Annotated in this window: 15 protein-coding genes and 1 pseudogene; 6 read left to right on the plus strand and 10 right to left on the minus strand. The window is 61.4% G+C overall.

Features of this window, described 5'->3' with window-relative positions; genetic code table 11:
- Positions 1 to 102: 102 nt before the first annotated feature.
- Positions 103 to 1029 (minus strand): malate dehydrogenase, encoded by a 927-nt coding sequence (gene mdh / locus HYT87_09430; GenBank protein ID MBI2059978.1) that lies wholly within the window; start codon positions 1027 to 1029, stop codon positions 103 to 105.
- A 108-nt stretch (positions 1030 to 1137) separates the two neighbouring features.
- Positions 1138 to 2415, minus strand: coding sequence for an isocitrate dehydrogenase (NADP(+)) (gene icd, locus HYT87_09435; protein MBI2059979.1), 1278 nt, complete (start codon positions 2413 to 2415; stop codon positions 1138 to 1140).
- A gap of 128 nt (positions 2416 to 2543) precedes the next feature.
- Here icd and HYT87_09440 point away from each other — a divergent pair, with 128 nt between their 5' ends.
- The 3 genes and pseudogenes from HYT87_09440 to HYT87_09450 all read left to right on the plus strand — a co-directional run bounded on the left by HYT87_09440 (position 2544) and on the right by HYT87_09450 (position 6331).
- Positions 2544 to 3242: a GGDEF domain-containing protein gene (locus tag HYT87_09440; protein ID MBI2059980.1), complete on the plus strand. Its 699-nt coding sequence runs from the start codon at positions 2544 to 2546 to the stop codon at positions 3240 to 3242.
- 186 nt (positions 3243 to 3428) lie between these two features.
- A pseudogene (locus HYT87_09445) lies at positions 3429 to 4874 on the plus strand (RtcB family protein).
- A 92-nt stretch (positions 4875 to 4966) separates the two neighbouring features.
- A complete protein-coding gene (locus HYT87_09450; protein MBI2059981.1) occupies positions 4967 to 6331 on the plus strand; it encodes a hypothetical protein in 1365 nt (454 codons plus the stop codon).
- A gap of 25 nt (positions 6332 to 6356) precedes the next feature.
- On the opposite strand, the gene HYT87_09455 is transcribed toward HYT87_09450, so the two are convergent.
- From HYT87_09455 to HYT87_09490, 8 genes are all read right to left on the minus strand, one after another.
- The gene (locus HYT87_09455) at positions 6357 to 6725 is read right to left on the minus strand and encodes a PaREP1 family protein (GenBank protein MBI2059982.1); all 369 of its coding nucleotides are present in this window, start codon (positions 6723 to 6725) and stop codon (positions 6357 to 6359) included.
- A gap of 62 nt (positions 6726 to 6787) precedes the next feature.
- A complete protein-coding gene (locus HYT87_09460; GenBank protein MBI2059983.1) occupies positions 6788 to 7882 on the minus strand; it encodes a hypothetical protein in 1095 nt (364 codons plus the stop codon).
- Between the two features lie 11 nt (positions 7883 to 7893).
- The gene (locus tag HYT87_09465; protein MBI2059984.1) at positions 7894 to 8700 is read right to left on the minus strand and encodes a type 1 glutamine amidotransferase; all 807 of its coding nucleotides are present in this window, start codon (positions 8698 to 8700) and stop codon (positions 7894 to 7896) included.
- Positions 8642 to 9205: a hemerythrin domain-containing protein gene (locus HYT87_09470; GenBank protein ID MBI2059985.1), complete on the minus strand. Its 564-nt coding sequence runs from the start codon at positions 9203 to 9205 to the stop codon at positions 8642 to 8644. Before HYT87_09470 ends, HYT87_09465 begins: the two co-directional genes overlap by 59 nt.
- Positions 9206 to 9216: 11 nt before the next feature.
- Positions 9217 to 9528, minus strand: a complete 312-nt coding sequence (locus tag HYT87_09475) for a DUF59 domain-containing protein (protein ID MBI2059986.1) — start codon at positions 9526 to 9528, stop codon at positions 9217 to 9219.
- Positions 9529 to 9530: 2 nt separating this feature from the next.
- Complete coding sequence (locus HYT87_09480; protein ID MBI2059987.1) at positions 9531 to 10226, minus strand: DUF2249 domain-containing protein; 696 nt, start codon at positions 10224 to 10226, stop codon at positions 9531 to 9533.
- On the minus strand, positions 10223 to 10708 hold the full coding sequence (locus HYT87_09485; protein ID MBI2059988.1) for an Rrf2 family transcriptional regulator: 486 nt from the start codon (positions 10706 to 10708) through the stop codon (positions 10223 to 10225). Before HYT87_09485 ends, HYT87_09480 begins: the two co-directional genes overlap by 4 nt.
- 221 nt (positions 10709 to 10929) lie before the next feature.
- On the minus strand, positions 10930 to 12390 hold the full coding sequence (locus HYT87_09490) for an FAD-dependent oxidoreductase (GenBank protein MBI2059989.1): 1461 nt from the start codon (positions 12388 to 12390) through the stop codon (positions 10930 to 10932).
- Between the two features lie 323 nt (positions 12391 to 12713).
- Between HYT87_09490 and HYT87_09495 the strand changes: the two genes are divergently transcribed.
- From HYT87_09495 to HYT87_09505, 3 genes are read left to right on the plus strand one after another with little or no spacing between them, the layout of a single operon-like run.
- Positions 12714 to 14090, plus strand: coding sequence for a hypothetical protein (locus HYT87_09495; GenBank protein ID MBI2059990.1), 1377 nt, complete (start codon positions 12714 to 12716; stop codon positions 14088 to 14090).
- Between the two features lie 50 nt (positions 14091 to 14140).
- Positions 14141 to 15328 (plus strand): PQQ-dependent sugar dehydrogenase, encoded by a 1188-nt coding sequence (locus HYT87_09500; GenBank protein MBI2059991.1) that lies wholly within the window; start codon positions 14141 to 14143, stop codon positions 15326 to 15328.
- Between the two features lie 47 nt (positions 15329 to 15375).
- Positions 15376 to 18252, plus strand: coding sequence for a carboxypeptidase regulatory-like domain-containing protein (locus tag HYT87_09505; protein ID MBI2059992.1), 2877 nt, complete (start codon positions 15376 to 15378; stop codon positions 18250 to 18252).

The following is an 18252-nucleotide window of genomic DNA, read 5'->3' on the forward strand; positions in this document are numbered from 1 at the left end:
CGAGGATGGTATGGGGCCTTGAAAGGTCGCGGTGCCACGGATGGCACGCCACGGAACATGGCCTCGACAGCAACTATCGAGGTTCGGCCTCGGACACCTGAGTCACAGCTTCGTGATCAGCTCCCGAACGGCGTTGACGGATTTCTCGAATGCTTTCTTCTCCTCGTCGATCAGCGCGATCTCGATGATCTTCTCCACCCCGCCCGCGCCCAATTTCACCGGTACGCCGACATACACGTCCTTCGCGCCGTATTCGCCGTCCAGGTAAACCGTGCAGGGCAGAATCCGCTTCTGGTCGAAGAGGATGGCTTCGACCATTTCGATGACGGACCGCGAGGGCGCGTAGTAGGCGCTGCCGGCCTTCAGGAGATTGACAATCTCCGCGCCGCCGTCCCGCGTGCGCTGAACCAGTTTGTCGATCGTCTCTTTGGGAAGAAAGAGGGAAATGGGCAACCCCGCGATCGTTGAAAAACGGGGAAGCGGGACCATCGTGTCGCCGTGTCCGCCGAGCACGAGGGCGTCGACGTCCTGAACCGACACACCGGCGGCCTGCGCGATGAATGTGCGGAAACGCGTGGAGTCGAGAATGCCGGCCATGCCGAAGACGCGGTTCTTGGGAAAACCACTGAGCTTCTTCGCCAGGTAGCACATGGCATCGAGCGGATTGGTGACCATGATGAGGAAGCAGTTGGGGGATTGGGCGGTGACCTTCCGAATGACGTCCCCCACGATGTCCGCGTTCTTTTTGAGAAGGTCATCCCGGCTCATCCCGGGCTTTCGGGGCAGTCCCGCGGTGACTACCACGATGTCTGAATTGGCCGTGGCGGCGTAGTCGTTCGAACCGACCACGGAAACGTCGAATCCATCCACGGGGCCGGACTGGAGAAGATCCAGGGCCTTGCCCTGCGGGATACCCTCGACAATATCAACGAGAACGACGTCGCCGAGCCTGCGGGTGGCGGCCCAGTGAGCGGCGGTGGCGCCGACGTTTCCTGCGCCGACAACGGTGATCTTTGCTCTCTTACCCATGGTGCACCTCTCTTTTGTATCGTTCAGATTCGCTCCGTGTTCGACGGACCGCCATGAGCGCGGTCAGAATTTCATCCCGTACCCGGACGGCCCGGCTCTCACGGGAGCCTACGCCATGTTCCGAATGATCTCCTCGCCGAACTCCGAGCACTTCACTTCCCTCGCCCCCTCCATCTGGCGGGCGAGGTCGTACGTGACGGTCCTGTTGGCAATGGCCTTCTCGATCCCCTTGATGATGAGTTGAGCGGCCTCGCGCCATCCGAGGAATTCGAGCATCATCACGCCGGACAGGATAAGCGAGCCCGGGTTGACCTTGTTCTGTCCCGCGTACTTCGGCGCCGTGCCGTGGGTCGCCTCGAACACAGCCGCATGGTCGCCGATGTTGGCGCCGGGGGCCATGCCGATGCCGCCGACCTGCGCGGCCGCCGCATCGGAAAGGTAATCGCCGTTGAGGTTCGGCGTGGCGAGCACGTCGTACTCCTCGGGCCGGAGAAGAATCTGCTGGAACATGGAGTCGGCGATGCGATCACGCACCACGATCCGGCCGTCCGGCACGACGCCGCCGTGGCTCTTGTACACCTCGTCCTCCGTAACGATGTGTTGCGCAAACTCCTTCGTGGCCACTTCGTAGGCCCATTCGCGGAATGCGCCCTCGGTGAATTTCATGATATTGCCCTTGTGGACGATCGTCACGCTGCGGCGGTGGTTCTCGATGGCGTACTGGATGGCCTTGCGCATGAGTCGCTTGGTTCCCTTCACGCTGATCGGCTTGATGCCGATGCCGGAGTCCTTGTCGATCGTCCGCTTGAAGTTCCTGTTGAGAAAGCGAATGAGCTTGTTGGCGTCCGGCGTGCCCTTCTTGTATTCGATTCCGGCGTATACATCTTCGGTGTTTTCGCGATAGATGACGAAATTGACCCGCTCGGGATGCTTGACGGGGGAGACGACGCCCTGGAAGTAGCGGACGGGCCGGACGCACGCGTAAAGATCCAGCACTTGGCGCAACGCCACATTGATGCTGCGATGCCCCTCACCGACGGGCGTGGTGAGCGGGCCCTTGATGGACACTTTGTACTTGCGAATGGCTTTGAGCGTGTGCTCGGGCAGCCAGTCACCGTAGGTCTTGAACGCCTTTTCTCCGGCGAACACTTCGTACCAATTGATCAGGCGCTGCCCCCTGTAGGCTTTTTCCACGGCCGCGTCGAAGACGTGGACGGACGCCTTCCAGATGTCCGGCCCGGTGCCGTCACCCTCGATGTAAGGGATGATCGGGTCGGAGGGAACGGTCACTCGACCGCGCGTCATTTCAATCGCCGTTCCTTCCGGCGGGGCGGGGAAGGAAGATCGTTTTGGGGTCGGAGGAGAGGAATTCTTCGTCTTCTTCATGGCGGCGGATGTTATAGAGTGAATATCCACGTGTCAATGACGGGGAATATTCGAATGACGATTCTGCCGGTCCTGAAACGGACTTCGCGCGTTGCGCGGCCCGGAAGGAGTGGGTAAACTGCTTTTTCATGGATTCACGAAACACGTGGATGTCGTATGCTTTGCTGGTGGTTGGCGCGCTTGTGCCGTGGCTCGCCACGTACGTGGAGAGCGGCCGGCTCCCGCGCACGCCTGAGGAGACCACTTCCGAGTTGATCACCACCGTGTTCATTCTGTTCCTCGGGTATGCCGGACTCTCCATCATCCGCAAACAGAACACCGTACTGCAGGAACAAAACCAGCTTCTCGAGACACAATCGCGTACCGACGGCCTGACCGGGTTGTACAACCACCGCTCGTTTCTGGACGCGCTCAGGGCCGAGGTGAAATCCGCGGAGCTCCGCGGCAATCAACTTTCTCTCGCGTTTCTGGACCTGGACGGTTTCAAGGAACTCAACGACTCCCTCGGACATGTGGAAGGAGACCGCATCTTGAGGGAGGTGGCCAAACTTCTGCGCACGCATCTGGGGCGGGTGACCGAATGGGTGTTTCGCTATGGCGGAGATGAGTTTGCCGTGATCGTGCCGGGGAAATCGAGCGCTCAGGTGGCCCAGATGATCGAACCTCTGGTGGGCGATTTGGAACTGAGCAGCCACGGGCGCTGTTCGGTGAGCGCCGGCGTGGCGCAGTGGAAGCGGGGGATTTCCGCCGGTGATCTGGTGAAGATGTCGGACAGCGCCATGTACCGGGCGAAGGACAATCAAGAGAGCCGGGTGGTGGAGGCGTAGGAATGAAGTGCGCACGGGTCGAGCGAGATTGCTTCGGTCGGTCGTTGCGACCTCCCCCTTGCCCAGGATGGCATGGGGCCATGCAATGTCGCCGCGCCGAGGACGGCGCGGCATGGACCATGGCCTCGCAATGACCACACCCCACCGTCATTGCGAGCGGAGCGAAGCAATCTCAAGTGCTACAGAATGACCGCTCAAATCCCCCTCGAACAAATCGACGACGTCCGCTGGCGGATTCCCGCGTATGGCGACATGCGTGTGGACGGCATCGTGTTCGCGTCGAAGCAGCTCATGGATGCGATCCGCACGGATCAGAGTCTCCAGCAGGTGGCGAACGTGGCGACGCTGCCCGGAATTCAGAAAGCCTCCTACGCCATGCCGGATATCCATTGGGGTTACGGTTTTCCGATCGGGGGAGTCGCCGCCTTCGACATGGACACCGGCGTCGTTTCGCCGGGCGGGGTCGGATACGACATCAACTGAGGAGTGAGACTCCTGCGCTCCGGTCTGGAGCGCGAGGAGGTCGAAGCGCGAAAGCGCGATCTGATCCCGGCCCTGTTCAGTCGCATCCCCACCGGCGTCGGCTCCCACGGCGCCTATGACCTGAACGCCCGCGAAGAGGACGAGGTCTACTCCCGCGGTGCCCAGTGGGCCGTGAGCAAAGGGATGGGACTCCACGAGGATCTCCAGCATATCGAGGAGAACGGCTGTTTTCCGAATGCGGAGCCGTCCGAAGTGAGCGATCGCGCGAAGAAGAGGGGTCGTCCCCAACTCGGCACGCTCGGATCGGGGAACCATTTTCTCGAAATCCAGTACGTGGAAGAAATCTACGACGATCCCGCCGCGAATCAGATCGGCCTGTTCAAGAATCAGGTGGTGGTGCTCATTCACACGGGGAGCCGGGGGTTCGGACATCAGATTTGCGACGATTCCATCCAAGCCATGCTCCGTGCCTCGCAAAAATATGGAATCCAACTGGCCGATCGCCAACTGTGTTGCGCGCCGATCCGAAGCGCCGAGGGCCAGAGCTACCTTCAGGCGATGGCCTGCGGTGTGAACTATGCGTTCGCCAATCGACAGCTCATCACGCACGGCGTTCGGGAAGTCTTCAGGGAGTTCTTTGATAAATCCGAGAAAGATATCGCTTTGTCCGTTGTCTACGATGTGTGCCACAACATTGCCAAGATGGAGCGGCACAAGGTGGGGAGCGTGGAGAAGGAGTACTGCGTGCACCGGAAGGGGGCGACTCGGGCCTTTGCGCCGGGACACCCGAAGGTGCCGCAGGACTATCGCAAGATCGGCCAACCGGTGCTGATCCCGGGGGACATGGGCCGGTACTCCTACGTGCTGGTGGGCACCGAAGGGGCGATGGGAGAGGCATTCGGCTCGACCTGTCATGGCGCGGGCCGGCAGATGAGCCGGACGAAGGCCAAGCAGGTGGCGCGAGGGCGGAATATCGAACACGAGCTCGAAGGGCGCGGTGTCGTCGCGCATTCGGCCACACGAGCGGGTCTCGCGGAGGAGATTTCCGAGGCCTACAAGGACGTGGCCGATGTGGTTGACGTCGTCCACCGTGCGGGTCTTTCCCGCAAAGTCGCCCGGCTCCGCCCGATGGCCGTCATCAAGGGGTAGGGACAAGTTTCTTGGATTGGCGATTTCTTCCTTCCGCCATTCAGGGCTTGGGGGGCGTTCCAAGGCCGATACGAGTTCTCGTGTTTCTGCTGATGGCAGTTGCCGTTGGATGCGGTGGCTCTGAAAAGCCCAAGCCTCCCTGTGGGGAGGACGAACTGAGCGTTATCCATCCCGAAATCGTCTTTGCCAATGTGGGCCGGGGCGCCGCCTTTACCACCTCCGCGAAGTATGTTCGGGCCGATTGCGAGGAGACGGCTCTACCGGTGAATCTGGAGGCTGATTCAGGCGTCGAAATTCGGCGCGTTGGGGATGAGACCTCCCTCGTCCCGAAGGTTGAAGGCACGCACACGATCCTTGTGTCGGCGACTTACGAGGGGATGGAAGTCCAGGCCACGGTCAAGCTGGTGGCGCTTGGGAACGCTACAGTCGAGGGAGCGTACGTGGTCCGAACAAGAAACGTCGTGCGAAGGCTCGATTCACCTTTCAGCGAGGGCTTGGATTGGTTCTTCGGATGCTACGGAGAGATGGTAGCCACTTCTCACTTCGTGTCATGTATTGGCGCGCCATTGATGGGGACACAGGTAGTTAGCCCGCGACTCGATCGGCTGCTGGTTGATTCGGGCGTCGGCGTAATCTTGCTCCCTTACATCTGGGGACTGGGTGGCGACGGCCCACTCTTGGGGAGAGCCAGCTCGCTTTCGCCGGTACTGATGGTTGATGAAATCTCACCGGACGCAGGCATTTTGAGAACCGCCACGTATGAACCTCCGCCGAATCCGATCCGGGAAAGACTAGACGAGGAATCTTGTTCCCTCCGCAAAAAAACAATGTGCCCCGGTCGGCTTGCGAATCGTCCGAACAACGTTGCTATCGAAGGCAACCTCGTCGCGATGACCGATCTCCTGGGCGGCCTGTACCTCCTTCGATACGTCGACGGGACTCTTGTCGAACTCGCGCGCACGTATCCGACTTCCGAATTGAAGGTGCGCGGAGAGTCCGAACACCCCATCCCCGTGGTCCTGGATGGAACGTCATTGTGGATGTTCTACGGGGGAAACTTTGTCGTTCACGACATCTCGGAGGTGGCATCACCACGCATGATCGCAAAAGGAACGCTTCCCCGCGGCAGCCTTCCGATCACGGCTCGTTCGGGCCGCCTCTGGCTGATCGATGGGAGCAGGTTGGAGGTCGATCGGCTGGAAGGGGGAATTCCGGTCAAGAGAGATGAATTTGATCTGGGTAGCCGGGTAGCAGGTTTGGCCGTTCTCCGTTCGCGTGTCGTCCTGCTCGGGGACACTTCTTTGGTCGAATTGGAGGCCGACGAAAGCGACAAACTGAGACCTCTTCGCAAGATCGCCCATTATGGGGCTGGAATGGGTGGAATCGCCTATGCGCCGGACGGTTCGATTCTCGCGGGCGGTTACGGCTTCATCCTCCGGATCGCCTCCGCGCCATGAGCGTGAACAAGGGTTGACTCTGCGGTCAGGAGGGCAGTTCCAAAAGGCGCCGGAGTTGCTCTCGAAGGATTGATACCTCATCGGCCAGCGCCTTCACCTGCTCAGGCGTGAGCCACCCTTCGTAAAAATTGATGTGGAGGGCGCTTGCGTCGGCAAAGAATTTCTGGAGGTCTTTGAGGCCGGTTTCCTGCGCAATTCTCCCGATGATCTTGAAAAGAGTGGCGTGTCCGTCGTGAGGCCACCCACGCTCTTCGGCCAAGGCCTTGACCAGTTCAGCGGCGCATCCCCAGAGCTTCTCGGAGGCTTGAGGCCAATCCTCTTCCGAGATCAATTTCTGGGAATGCTGCCAATACTGATCGCTCAGGGCAACGTAGTGATCGGCCTTTGGCGACATGTTCGTATCCCGATTTGGATGCTACGCCGGAGGAGGAGTTTCCGCAACCTGCCGGCCCGAACTCAGACGGGCTGAGTCTTTGCGCTTCCCTCGCGAACCGAAAGGATGTTGTTGGCGAGGAAGAGGAGGATGGCGAGGGCGTTGATGAGTCCGGCGTAGTAACGCAGGTGGGGCCAAGTGCTCAGATCCGCGAAGACTCGGAGGAGAAGGGAGAGATGCAGAAGAGCGAAGTGGGCGTAGAAGCGTGGACTGTAGGGCATGGCCTTGCCGGTGACGGCGGGGAACATGATCGGGGCGTGACCGAAGATCATCGAGAAGACAAACCCCAACAGGATCGAGTGAAGAATCGCATCATGGGATAGCCCGGCTGGGACATCACCGTAAAGCACGAGGAGCAGCCCGCCGAGGGCGAGCCAAGGGTAGCCCGACAAAATACACGTGGCGGTGAAGCGGGGCAGGCCCGTCTGCTGAATCGTTTTCCGGGCGAGGTCGTAGCGGAAGAGCCAAAGCGCAAGACCTACGAAGCCCGCACCGAGGAGTCGCGATCCGAGATTGAACAGGTGGTGGGAGATGCCCGCCGCCGCAATCAGAAATACCGCGAGAAGAGTAAACAACACATTCCGCAGCCAGGATCGGGCGGTTGAAGCGCCGCCGAATCGGGAGAGTTCAAGCCGTTCTCCGGCGATGGTGAAGACCAGGAACAGGATCCACGCATGGATGGCTTCCGCCAACGGCGCTCCATGCAGCCACAGCACGCATCCGAGCAGCCAGTGCGCCGCACCGGCAACCATCACGCCCGTGTGGAGGCCGGGTTGCCGCTTGAAGATGAAAAGCATGACCAGAACGAGTCCCCCCGACGCTGCAACGGAGAAGGCAGCCGGGAAGACCGGTGGCGCTCCACCCACGAGGGTGATCACGCCGGCGAGATTGAGGACCGGAAACACGTAGGCCCACTTCTTTCGGATGCCGACGGCCCGTTCGAGGCCGATGAGCGTGCCGAGGAACCCGGAGAGCAGGAGGGGACCGTGGAGACTCGGCCAGTCCACGCGTGGAGCGGGCAGCTCCCAGCCGAGCCGGACCAGACCGGTCCATAGGCCGGCGAGGAGCGTAAGAAGTCCTCCCGCCATGATCGGAATTTTCAGTCGCGATGAAATCATCAGGTTCGATTCTACAGGAGCGAAACCCAGCGGCGGTAGACGATGTCGCCGATCGCCTGCAAAGCCGTCAGGTGTGTTTCGATGCCCTCCAGAATTCCTGCGGATGGAATTCCGGCCTCGGCCAGTTCGACCTCGAACGCGCGGGTCCATTCCCCAATCATGGGAGCCGTGACTTCCATGTGGAAAAGGAAACCGTAGGCGTTTCCGCCGTATCGGAAAGCTTGGTGCGTCGTGAGGTCGGAGGACGCGAGTGAGACGGCCCCCTTCGGAAGCGTGAAAACGTCGCCGTGCCAGTGGAACCCCGTGAAGCTCGATGGAACGTCCATCCAGAGCGGGTCGGCGACCGCTTCGCCTGAGAGGGTCACGGGATACCATCCGATTTCCTTCTTCTTTCCTTTGCGAATGTCAGATCCAAGGGCCGAGGCGAGAAGTTGGCTCCCGAGGCAGGTGCCGAGAATCGGCTTGCGGCTCTTGAGGGCAGCCTGGATCAATCGGATTTCATCCGCCAGATGGGGGTACCGATCCTGCTCGTACACTCCCATGGGACCGCCCATGACGATCAGTCCGGATGCGTCGCCCAGATCGGCCGGCACCGGATCCCCCAGGAATACGCGCACGATCGTGGGGGATGCGGAAACGCTTTCGAGAGCGCCCGCGATTCGGCCCACCGGCTCCGGTTCAACGTGCTGAAGAACGAGGACGGATTTCGTCATTCGTGCCCCGCACACTCCCTTCGTGATCCGGCCATCGTGGCCGGCATCAAAGGTTGGGAGTGCGGCGAGCGTCATGCCCGCCGCATGCGCAGTGGCATTGACCATGCCCGGTCGGCGCTTCAGCGGAGGGATCCACCTCCGCGGCCGAATGCATCCGTTCGAGAATGTCACGCTGGGCCTCGTCCGACATGTGCCGTTCCATAATGGGAAGATAGCCCTCTTCTTCCTTCCTAACGTGGAGTGTTACTACGGCCAGGAGTTGCAGGGCAAGGCGCGAAAGCCGTTCCCGCAGGACTGGGCGATCGACTTCCGGCGCGAGTGGAACGGTGCGGGCGATTTCGTCGATCTGCCGGATCGTGTTCTCGATCCATTGGTGATCCATCGACATCGTGGCCGTGGCATCCGCGTGATCCCGAAGAATGGGATTCAGCGCCGGGTAGAGGTGAAGTTCTTCGCCCTGGGCGTGCGGCAGGAGCTCCTCGTTGAGAAAGGCCGCCAGATCTCTTGCGGCCCCCCCCTGGGCTCCGCTCAGCACATGGTCGGTGTATCCAGCCAGACTGTTCAAAAGGCTGCGGTGATGATTTCGAATGGCGTCGGTGGTGGTGCTCATGGGTTATCTCCTTATTCGTTCCAGCCCAATTGCTGTCGGGCGATCGGCGACATCATCATGGGGTTCCAGGGCGGGTCCCAGACCAGGTCGACGCTGATCTCCGGGGATCCCGGCACATTCGCTTCGATGGCGTTTCGAGCCATTTCGAGCAGATGCGTTCCCATGGGGCAGCCCGGCGCGGTTACCGTCATCTGCACGTGCACTCGGTCCGCATCCGCCTCGATGTGGTACACGAGGCCGAGGTCGACGATGTTGACCCCCAGTTCGGGATCGACGACGTGGCTGAGGGCGCCCATCACTTCCTCTTTGATGTCCTTTTCCATGATCAGTAAGCCCGCATCCGATGGACCAAGTCATCGCGTTCGCCTTGGGAGAGCGATTGGTCGGACATCGGATAAAGGATCTGCTCTTCCTTGCGATTGTGTCCGGTCAGGATCTCGACCAATTCGTCGGCCGGGCCGGCGATCTTCGATGCTGCAATCGGCGCATCGTTCGAAGAAAGCGCCGATTCAATTTCGGCCATGCAGCTTTGGATCCCGCGGTGCTCCTGGCGCATAACGGCGGTGGGTCCGGCAGCGTGCATCCCCGTGCGCTCCTCGAAGATCGGGAACAGGATTTCCTCCTCGATGCGGATGTGTCGACGGAGCCCCAGCGCGAATTCGGAGAATCGGGCGCGTCCCTCGTTGAGTTGGCTCTTTTCCACATGATCGCGAAAGGCTGCCCAAAGTACATCCAGGCGTCGATGATCCCTTTGGAGCAAGTCGGTGATCGAAGCGGGCGCCGTTCGGCCGCGCTTGGCGATCAGGACGCGCCAGATCGCGGGACCCTGTTCGAGGGGCCACCATTCGAACCCATCGCGGCGTTCGAAGTGGAATTGGTGCAAGAGCGGCACGGGGTTGTGGTCGTTGACGAGCTCGAAGGCTCCGTCCGGGGGCAAATCGTCGAACGTTGTGAAGATTCGGGGGTGGCGCTCCCGAGGGGGGATGGCGCGCACGTCCATGATCGATCCGTTGTTGTTCATGAGACCTCCTTTTGAAGTGGATCAGCCGAGCGTGGATGCGTGGGTGACCGGTCAACCCGAAGCATGGCGGAGAGGGCCTTCCGACGACGCAAGACGTCCTCCAGAGTGTACCCGTCGAGCACGGCGTAGAAACTGGAGAGGGCCTTGCCGATGGCTTGTTTCAGAGAGCAGACGGGATCGATCCGACAGGTGTTGGAGGCGAGGTCGAAGCACTCGACGAGCGTCCAATTTTCCTCCGTCTTTCGAACGACCTCGCCAAGCCGAATGTCGGCGGCCGCCCTGGAAAGTCGAATGCCCCCGCCGCGACCCCGGAGTGTATCCACATATCCGAATTGTCCCAGTCGGTGGACCACTTTCATCAAGTGATTCCGCGAAATACCGTAACTCCGGGCGATCTCCCGGATGGTGGACGGATGATCCCCGCGGAGCCCGAGGTAGATCAGGACCCGAAGCGAGTAGTCCGTGTACTGTGTCAGTCGCATGTGTGAGCCGTCTCCGCTAAAGATGTACACAATATACATCTTTATGGCTTCTTGTCAAGAGGCTGCGGCCATGGAGGTAGGCGCACCCCCATGCCAAGGACGGTATGGGGCCATGAGATGTTGCCGTGCCACGGATGGCACGGCATGTAACATGGCCTTTACGGGTGCGTCCGCAGACGCGGGCTAAAGCCCGCGGCTACCTGGCCAAACGTGGCGAGGGCCTACGCGTTCCAGCGGCCGAGGGCGTCGTACGCCGCGTACTTGTACGCGTCGCAGAGTGTCGGGTAGTTGAACACGGAGGCGATGAAGAAATCGACGGTCCCTTGGAACATCAGGCAGGAGACGCCGACGTGCACGACCTCGGCCGCGTTCTCGCCCAGGATGTGAACGCCGAGGAGCTTGCGGGAGTCCCGGTCGAAGATCAGCTTGAGGAATCCGTCCGTCCCGGCGATCTGGCCCCTGGGGTTGTTGCTGAATGCGACGCGACCCGTGACCGGCGCCCGGCCCTTCTTCCCTGCCTCTTCTTCCGACAGGCCGGCGCACGAGACCTCGGGAATGGTGTAGATGCCATAGGGGAGGACGGGGGAGACGCGGTCCTTGTACTTCAAGTCAAAGGCGTGGCACATGGCCACGCGCCCTTGTTCCATGGACGTGGACGCGAGGGCGGGGAAGCCGATGACGTCTCCGGCGGCGTAGATGTGAGGAACGGTCGTCTGGAAATGTTCATTCACGGCGAGCTGCCCTCTCGAATCGGCCCGGATGCCGAGCTTATCCAGCCCGAGTTCGTGCGTAACGCCGGACCGTCCGGCGGCGAACAGAAGTTTGTCGGAGGCGATGGACCGTCCGTCTTCAAGGGTGGTGACAACGCCGCGGGCCGGGTCGCGCCCAACACTCTTGACCTTCGCGTTGAAGACGATGTCGATGTGGAGGCGTTGCTTCATGCTTTCACTCAGGCCGTTAGCCACATCTCCGTCGAGAAACGGCAGGAGCCGATCCCGGCCGTCCACAAGGGTCACGTGGGCGCCGAGCGCGGCGAAGAGGCAGGCGTACTCGCACCCGATCACGCCCCCGCCGATCACGGTCAGGCTTTTCGGTATGGCGTCGAGCTGGAGAATCGTATCGCTGTCGTAGATGTGGGTGTCGTCGAACGCGATATTGTCCGGGCGGTGAGGGCGGGAGCCGGTGGCGATCAGGATGACGTCGCCTCGAATCGCTCGTCCGCCGCGCTCCCTCGGTGATCCGGCCATCCTGGCCGGTATCGAAGGTTGGGAGTACGGCGAAGCGTCCTGCCCGCCGTTGATTTCGGACACGCGCAGGGTGTGGGCGTCCTCGAACACCGCCGCCCCGGCCACGCGCTCGATCTTGTGGCGTGCGATGTTACGGTCGATCTGCTCGCGCTGCACGCGCTGGATCTCGTCCTTTCGATGCATGAGGTCCTGCACCGTTACGCCGTCCTTGATCTTCCAGTCGACGTGATAGATCTCCCGCGCCTTCAGCCCCGAGAAAAAAATCGCGCTTTCGCGGAGAGTCTTGCTGGGGAGCGTGCCCGTATTGACACAGGCGCCGCCGAAATACGGCTCCTTCTCGATGATCGCAACTTTCTTTCCGAAATAGGCGGCCTGGGCGGCTCCCTTCTCCCCGGCCGGCCCGCCACCGATGACAACCAGATCAAAAGAATCCACGTGTGCGATTCTGGATGGCCCAAATCATGAAGTCAACTTCCATCGAGGCCATGTTCCATGCCGCACCATCCTGGGCGCGGCGACATACGTGGCCCAGGAGGGCCTGGTACTGCGAGTGGAGGCAGCGCCAGGACGGCGCTGCACATGACCGCTGTATCATGGCCCCGTACCCTCCATGGCACGGGGTTCGGCATCGGCTCCGGTGCTGTCAGATTTGATACTGTGGCGGAGGCGAACCGTCTACCGGCATCCTGTCTGAATTATTTTGTAATTTCAGGTAAGTCTCTTGCGGGCTTGGCCTCGGAGTTGCGCGTTAGCGGCGCGTGACGCCCCAAATCGCTCTCGTATTGATCAGTGCCGTCAACCCTTTTGCGGGGACGACCGGGCTTGGGGCGGCGGACTACCTCAACCCTGCCTTGACCATTTCCGAGGAAATCCAGGATCGCCATCTCCCGACCGACACGGTGGCCGATCCGATTTTCGACTCCCCGGAGGGCTGGACGATTACCGGGTATCGCCGATTTGCCGACTCCGCGATCTGGTCTGGCCACGCCCTGGCAGCGGAAGCGTATCGATATGCCGTCACGAAGAGTCCCGAAGCAAAGGCGAACGTCACGAGGATCCTCCATGGCGTGACGCGGCTCATTCACGTTTCCGGAAAGCCCGGCCTGCTCGCGCGATTCGCCTGGCCGGTCGGGGACGCCGCGATGACCGAGAATGTGAAGCGGGAAGAGGGGGACCCGATCTTCACCGGGAGCTTTGAAGGCCAATCCTACAACTGGCTCGACAACGTGAGCCGCGATCAATACTCCGGCGTGATGTTCGGCCTCGGTGTGGCGTACGAACTTCTGGACGACCCGGCCATGAAAGACGAAATCCGAAAGGACGCCTCCGCCGTGGTGGATTTCCTTTCGAGCAATTTGTGGAACGTCGTTCATCCGGACGGCCATATCAGCACGACGTTCATCGGCCGGAACGATCAGATCCTCTCGTTTCTCCAAGTAGGGAAGCTCGTGGACACGGCGCGATTCGGGAAGTCTTATAACACGCAGGCGGCGCTCTGGTCGGGCACGGTCGAAACGCCGATCGTCTTCGAGCTGATCGACAAGCACAAGTCGTACTACAAGTTCAACCTCGACCACATCAATCTCTTCAACTTGACGCGCCTGGAAAAAGATTCGGGGCTCCGTGGAAAGTATCTCAGTGCGTTCATGAAGCTGCGTGACGGTCTCCGTGATCATCCGAATGCTCACTTCCTTGCGATGGAAATGGGTGTCACCGGGAACACGGCGTACTCCGACTCCATTCGCGGCTATCTGGGTGAGTGGCTGGAAAGGCCGCGGCGCGATGTATGGGTGCAGAACAGCGCGCGAACAGACCTAGCCATTTCGGGTGGACGCGCCGTGGATCCGCTGCCCGTACCCGAGCAGTGCACCACCGATTTCCTCTGGCAACGCAGCCCAACCATCCTCGATTGCGGCGGCGACGGCCGCGTGGAGGGTCCGGGCCTCGACTACACCCTCCCGTACTGGATGACGCGGTACTACACGGAGAAGACTTCTTCGTCACCTCCTCCTCCGGCCGGTGACGGGAACGCCGGTGGCTGCGTACACTTTCCAGGCTCCAACGGTTCGTTCAGCGAGCTGCTCGTATTAGTGCTCGTGGCATTCTCCTTCCTTCTGAGAACTCGAATCGCCTGACCCTCGGTTCTCCCCTTGCCAACCGCCAACGGCCTGCGCATGATGGGGGCGTGATCGGATACCTGAGAAGTCCCCAACGGTTCGCGTGGGTCGCTTCCCTGACCGTCATCCCTTCGCTGGCGGTTCTCTGCGGCGGAAAGAGCGAGAAGGGTACACCCGTCACAACGGCGGGCAAGGGAAGCGGCGAATCTGCCGTGCGCGTGGAGACGCTCATCACGGGGCTGGAAATCCCTTGGGAAATCGAATTCGCTCAGGATGGACGCGCGTTCATCACCGAGAGGCCGGGGCGCGTGAAAATCTTCGACATGGCCTTCTCGCCGCTCGCCACCCAATCCATTCCCGGTGTGAAGGCCGTCGGCGAAGGTGGACTTCTGGGCATGGCTCTCCATCCGAAGTTCGCCGAGAACCACTGGGTGTATCTCTACCTCACTTACGAGGGGCCGGACGAAAAGATATTCAATCGCGTCGTGCGGTTTGTGGAATCGGGAAACGCGCTCGAACCCGAAAGTGGAGATACGCCCAAGGTGATCTTCGATGCGATGCCCGGCAGCGGGGTCCACAACGGGGGACGCATCAAGTTCGGTCCCGATGGGAAACTGTACATAGCGGCAGGAGACTCGGCCAGGAAGGAGCTGGCGCAGGACCTCACCTCGCTTGCGGGGAAGATTCACAGAATCAACGACGACGGCACAATTCCGGCCGACAACCCGTTCCCCGATTCCAGTATCTGGTCGTACGGTCACCGGAACCCCCAGGGACTGACATGGGATTCGAAGGGCCGAATGTATGAGGCTGAACACGGCCCATCAGGATTCGACGGTCCCGGTGGCTACGACGAGGCCAATGCGATCCGGTCCGGCAAGAACTACGGCTGGCCGAAATACGGAGAAACGGGCAATCCGGCCCTGGTCGATCCGCTTTTCCTGTCGATCGATGCGGTGGCGCCATCTGGGTGCGTCCTGTACACCGGTGACCGAATCCCGTCATGGAAGGGCAACTTGTTCCTCGCCATGCTGAGGGGGCAACATCTCCGCCGTGTGGTTCTCGAACCCTCAGACCCCACGCGCCGCAAGTCGGATGAGATCCTTTTTAATCGCGAATTCGGCAGGCTTCGAGATATCGTCCAAGGACCGGACGGCCTCATCTACATCCTCACGAGTAACCGCGACGGCCGAGCGCAGACCCCATTTCCGACGGCCGAGGACGACCGTCTCCTTCGGATAGGCGCCTCGGAATAGGCCCAACCCGATTGGCCCAGCCGGGCGTGATCTGCTACCATGCGAGGATGAGTTGGTGGGCGCTCGCCGCGTCATGCGGCCATCCTGGCCGCGGGCTGTGGACGCGAGCACGGGGAACCGTCCTGGCCCCCGCGCTCGCCGCGTCATGCGGCCATCCTGGCCGCGGGCTGTGGACGCGAGCACGGGGAACCGTCCTGGCCCCCGCGCTCATCCTTCTTCTTCTGCCGCTCGCCATCACCGCCTGCGGCAAACTGAAGAAAGAAGATCTCAAACGTGTGGGGATCTCCGGCCGTGTGGTGGACGGCTCCCAGGATACTCCCCTCCGGCAAGCCACCGTCAAACTCTACAAGCCGGGCGACACGCAGGATCCCTTGGATGAGACTCAATCCGGCGAAGACGGCAAGTTCTCGTTCGCAACCGCATTCCCCGGGGAATATGAGATCGTTGCATCGGTCCAAGGCTACGCGCCGGCCACGACAACCGTCGTCGTCAATCCCGGCGAGGCCTCCGAGGTCACCGTCCGCCTTTACCTGACCTCCGACAAGTTCCCCGAGTGGTCCAGCTACATGACCCGGAAGCTGGCGCGAGCCTTTCTATCCGCCAACGGTGAATTCTGGATCGGCACGGAGGGCGGTCTGCTCCGCTACCCCTCCAACGGTTCCCCGATCGCGTACACCACTTCGGAAGGCCTTCCTTCGAGCGTTGTGCTCTCGCTCGCCGCCACGGACAAGCACATCTTGATCGGGACGGACAGCGGACTCGCGCGATTCAACATCAAGACCGAGGAATGGGACGTGCTCACGAAGGAGAAGGATGGCCTGCCGGGCAATCGCATCAATGGAATCGGAATCGATCCGAAAGACAAGCGACTTTGGGTGGTGACGGACGGGGGGGCCGGCCGCCTCGAAGGACACTACTGGACCACCTATCACGCGGGAACCTCGGCGGGCACCGCCTGTTCGTCCAACGGCCTGCCGGACAACGATGTGCGCTCGTTCGTGTTCGATGTGGACGGGCGCGCGTGGTTCGGCACGGCCAAGGGCGTGGGCGTCTTCTCGAACAACGCGTGGTGCTGGTACTCGAAAGGGAACGCGGATTCCGGGCTGCTCGATCCTTCCGTGAACGGAATGGCAATGACAGCGGCAGGCGTGGACGGCAAGACGTGGAAATGGTTTGGGACCGATCGCGGCATCAGCACCACCGATGGCTGCAAGTGGGTATCGTACAGCAGTTTTGAACCTGCCTCGGTGGAATGGCCCCCCGTGGGGGAATCCAGGTGCACCATGGCCGAACAGCTCTGCGACACGTCCACCTTGACCTTTGGGTGCACGGTGGACGGGAGCGCATGCTTCGACGACCCGGCGCCATGCATCGAAAAGGGAGGATATTGCAGGGCCAGTTGCCCGCTGCCGGCGCCGAGTTGCGAACTGTCCGCCTCAAAATGCAATGCGCCCCCGGCCAACTGCACCAAACCGGCCAAGGTGTGCGACAAAACCGGGCTCGCCTGTACGTCGGACGACAGCACCTGCAAACCCGCCGGAGGGAAATGCGTGGATCAGCCCGTTAAGTGCGAAGCGATCGCCACGGGCTGCTCGCTCCCCGAACGATCGTGCCTGCAAGGGGGCGCGGCGTGCGGAGCATTGGAAGGTCAGTGCGTTACCCCCGGTGTGATGTGCACCATCCCGGATCGCGGATGTGGTCTGGCGGCCACCTCCTGCACGGGGTCGAACGGCTGCCGCGTGCCGGCTCGAGAGTGCAAATACGCCGCGGCCAGGCCGTGTGCGCAAGTGTATCTCAAAGTGGATGAGGCGAAGATGCCGACCGCGGCTGCCCTCTCGATCTACCTTCCGTCTTCCAATGAAGCCTGGGTGGGAACGCCGGCCGGACTCGTTCGTTATTCGCAGGGCACCTGGGGCCACGAGATCATCAACGTGCCGCTCGGAAAGGTCTCCGGCGTCGGAAGCGACGGGACAAGCATAATCGTCGGACATGAAACGGGACTCAGGGCCTACACGGGAACGGAGTGGAAGGATTACCCGGCTCCAGGGGGTCCGATCAGCAGCCTGATCCGGGACGTTCTCCTGGATGCGGATGGGGCGGTGTGGGTGGCAACGGACAAGGGCGTCAGCCGGTTCAAAGCCGGCGAATGGAAGCACTTTCGCAAGGCGGAGGGGTTGCCGGACGATGATGTTCGCTCCCTGACGCTGGACTCCGAGGGCAAACTTTGGGCGGCGACCAAGATCGGCCTCGTCAAACTGGAGGGCGAAAAGTTCGCCGGTTTGCCGGACACGTTGGTCGACGAGGATGTTCGCAAGTTGGCGGGGGATGGGAATGGCGGGCTGTGGGTGGGCACGTCCAAGGGGCTTGTCTACCTCCAAAAGACCCAGGTGAAACGGATGGGCCGCAGTGAGGGTCTGCTTGGAGAAATCGTCACCTCTCTTTTTCGCGACGGCTCCGGCGCCCTTTGGGTGGCCACCGGCCCCGCCTACGATCCGGCCTGTCTCTGCTTCAACGGCGGAGGGGTGAATCGAATCGAATCGGGTAAGATCTCCGCGGCCCAGGGTCTCAAGGCCGGTTTGGTGAACGATCTCGGGGTCGATTCGCGCGGATTGTTGTGGGCGGCCACCAGCCAGGGTTTGAGCCTCTTCGATGGAGTCAACTGGAGGTCGATCCTTCCGAATTCCGCCGACAAGACGGCGGGGCCTCTCAGCGCCAGCGTCACCGCGCTGGCCTTCGAACCGAGCGGCAAAGCATGGGTGGGAACGGACAAAGGACTGAGTTCAACCGATGATCCCTCGGGGAAGTGGACCCATTTTGCAACGAAAGATGGACTCGGTGACGTGCGGGTGACCGCTCTCGCCGTACGCGAGAAGGAAATCTGGATCGGCACGAAGAACGGCCTTTCCGTCTACCGCCCCCAATAG

Source organism: Nitrospirota bacterium, from assembly GCA_016180645.1.
Classification (GTDB): Bacteria; JACPQY01; JACPQY01; order JACPQY01; family JACPQY01; genus JACPAV01.

Bases quoted from the DNA above. Each gene is read 5' to 3' on its own strand.
- mdh (MBI2059978.1), bottom strand. From the start codon at position 1,029: ATGGGTAAGAGAGCAAAGATCACCGTTGTCGGCGCAGGAAACGTCGGC.
- icd (MBI2059979.1), bottom strand. From the start codon at position 2,415: ATGAAGAAGACGAAGAATTCCTCTCCTCCGACCCCAAAACGATCTTCC.
- HYT87_09440 (MBI2059980.1), top strand. From the start codon at position 2,544: ATGGATTCACGAAACACGTGGATGTCGTATGCTTTGCTGGTGGTTGGC.
- HYT87_09450 (MBI2059981.1), top strand. From the start codon at position 4,967: ATGGCAGTTGCCGTTGGATGCGGTGGCTCTGAAAAGCCCAAGCCTCCC.
- HYT87_09455 (MBI2059982.1), bottom strand. From the start codon at position 6,725: ATGTCGCCAAAGGCCGATCACTACGTTGCCCTGAGCGATCAGTATTGG.
- HYT87_09460 (MBI2059983.1), bottom strand. From the start codon at position 7,882: ATGATTTCATCGCGACTGAAAATTCCGATCATGGCGGGAGGACTTCTT.
- HYT87_09465 (MBI2059984.1), bottom strand. From the start codon at position 8,700: ATGGTCAATGCCACTGCGCATGCGGCGGGCATGACGCTCGCCGCACTC.
- HYT87_09470 (MBI2059985.1), bottom strand. From the start codon at position 9,205: ATGAGCACCACCACCGACGCCATTCGAAATCATCACCGCAGCCTTTTG.
- HYT87_09475 (MBI2059986.1), bottom strand. From the start codon at position 9,528: ATGGAAAAGGACATCAAAGAGGAAGTGATGGGCGCCCTCAGCCACGTC.
- HYT87_09480 (MBI2059987.1), bottom strand. From the start codon at position 10,226: ATGAACAACAACGGATCGATCATGGACGTGCGCGCCATCCCCCCTCGG.
- HYT87_09485 (MBI2059988.1), bottom strand. From the start codon at position 10,708: ATGCGACTGACACAGTACACGGACTACTCGCTTCGGGTCCTGATCTAC.
- HYT87_09505 (MBI2059992.1), top strand. From the start codon at position 15,376: ATGAGTTGGTGGGCGCTCGCCGCGTCATGCGGCCATCCTGGCCGCGGG.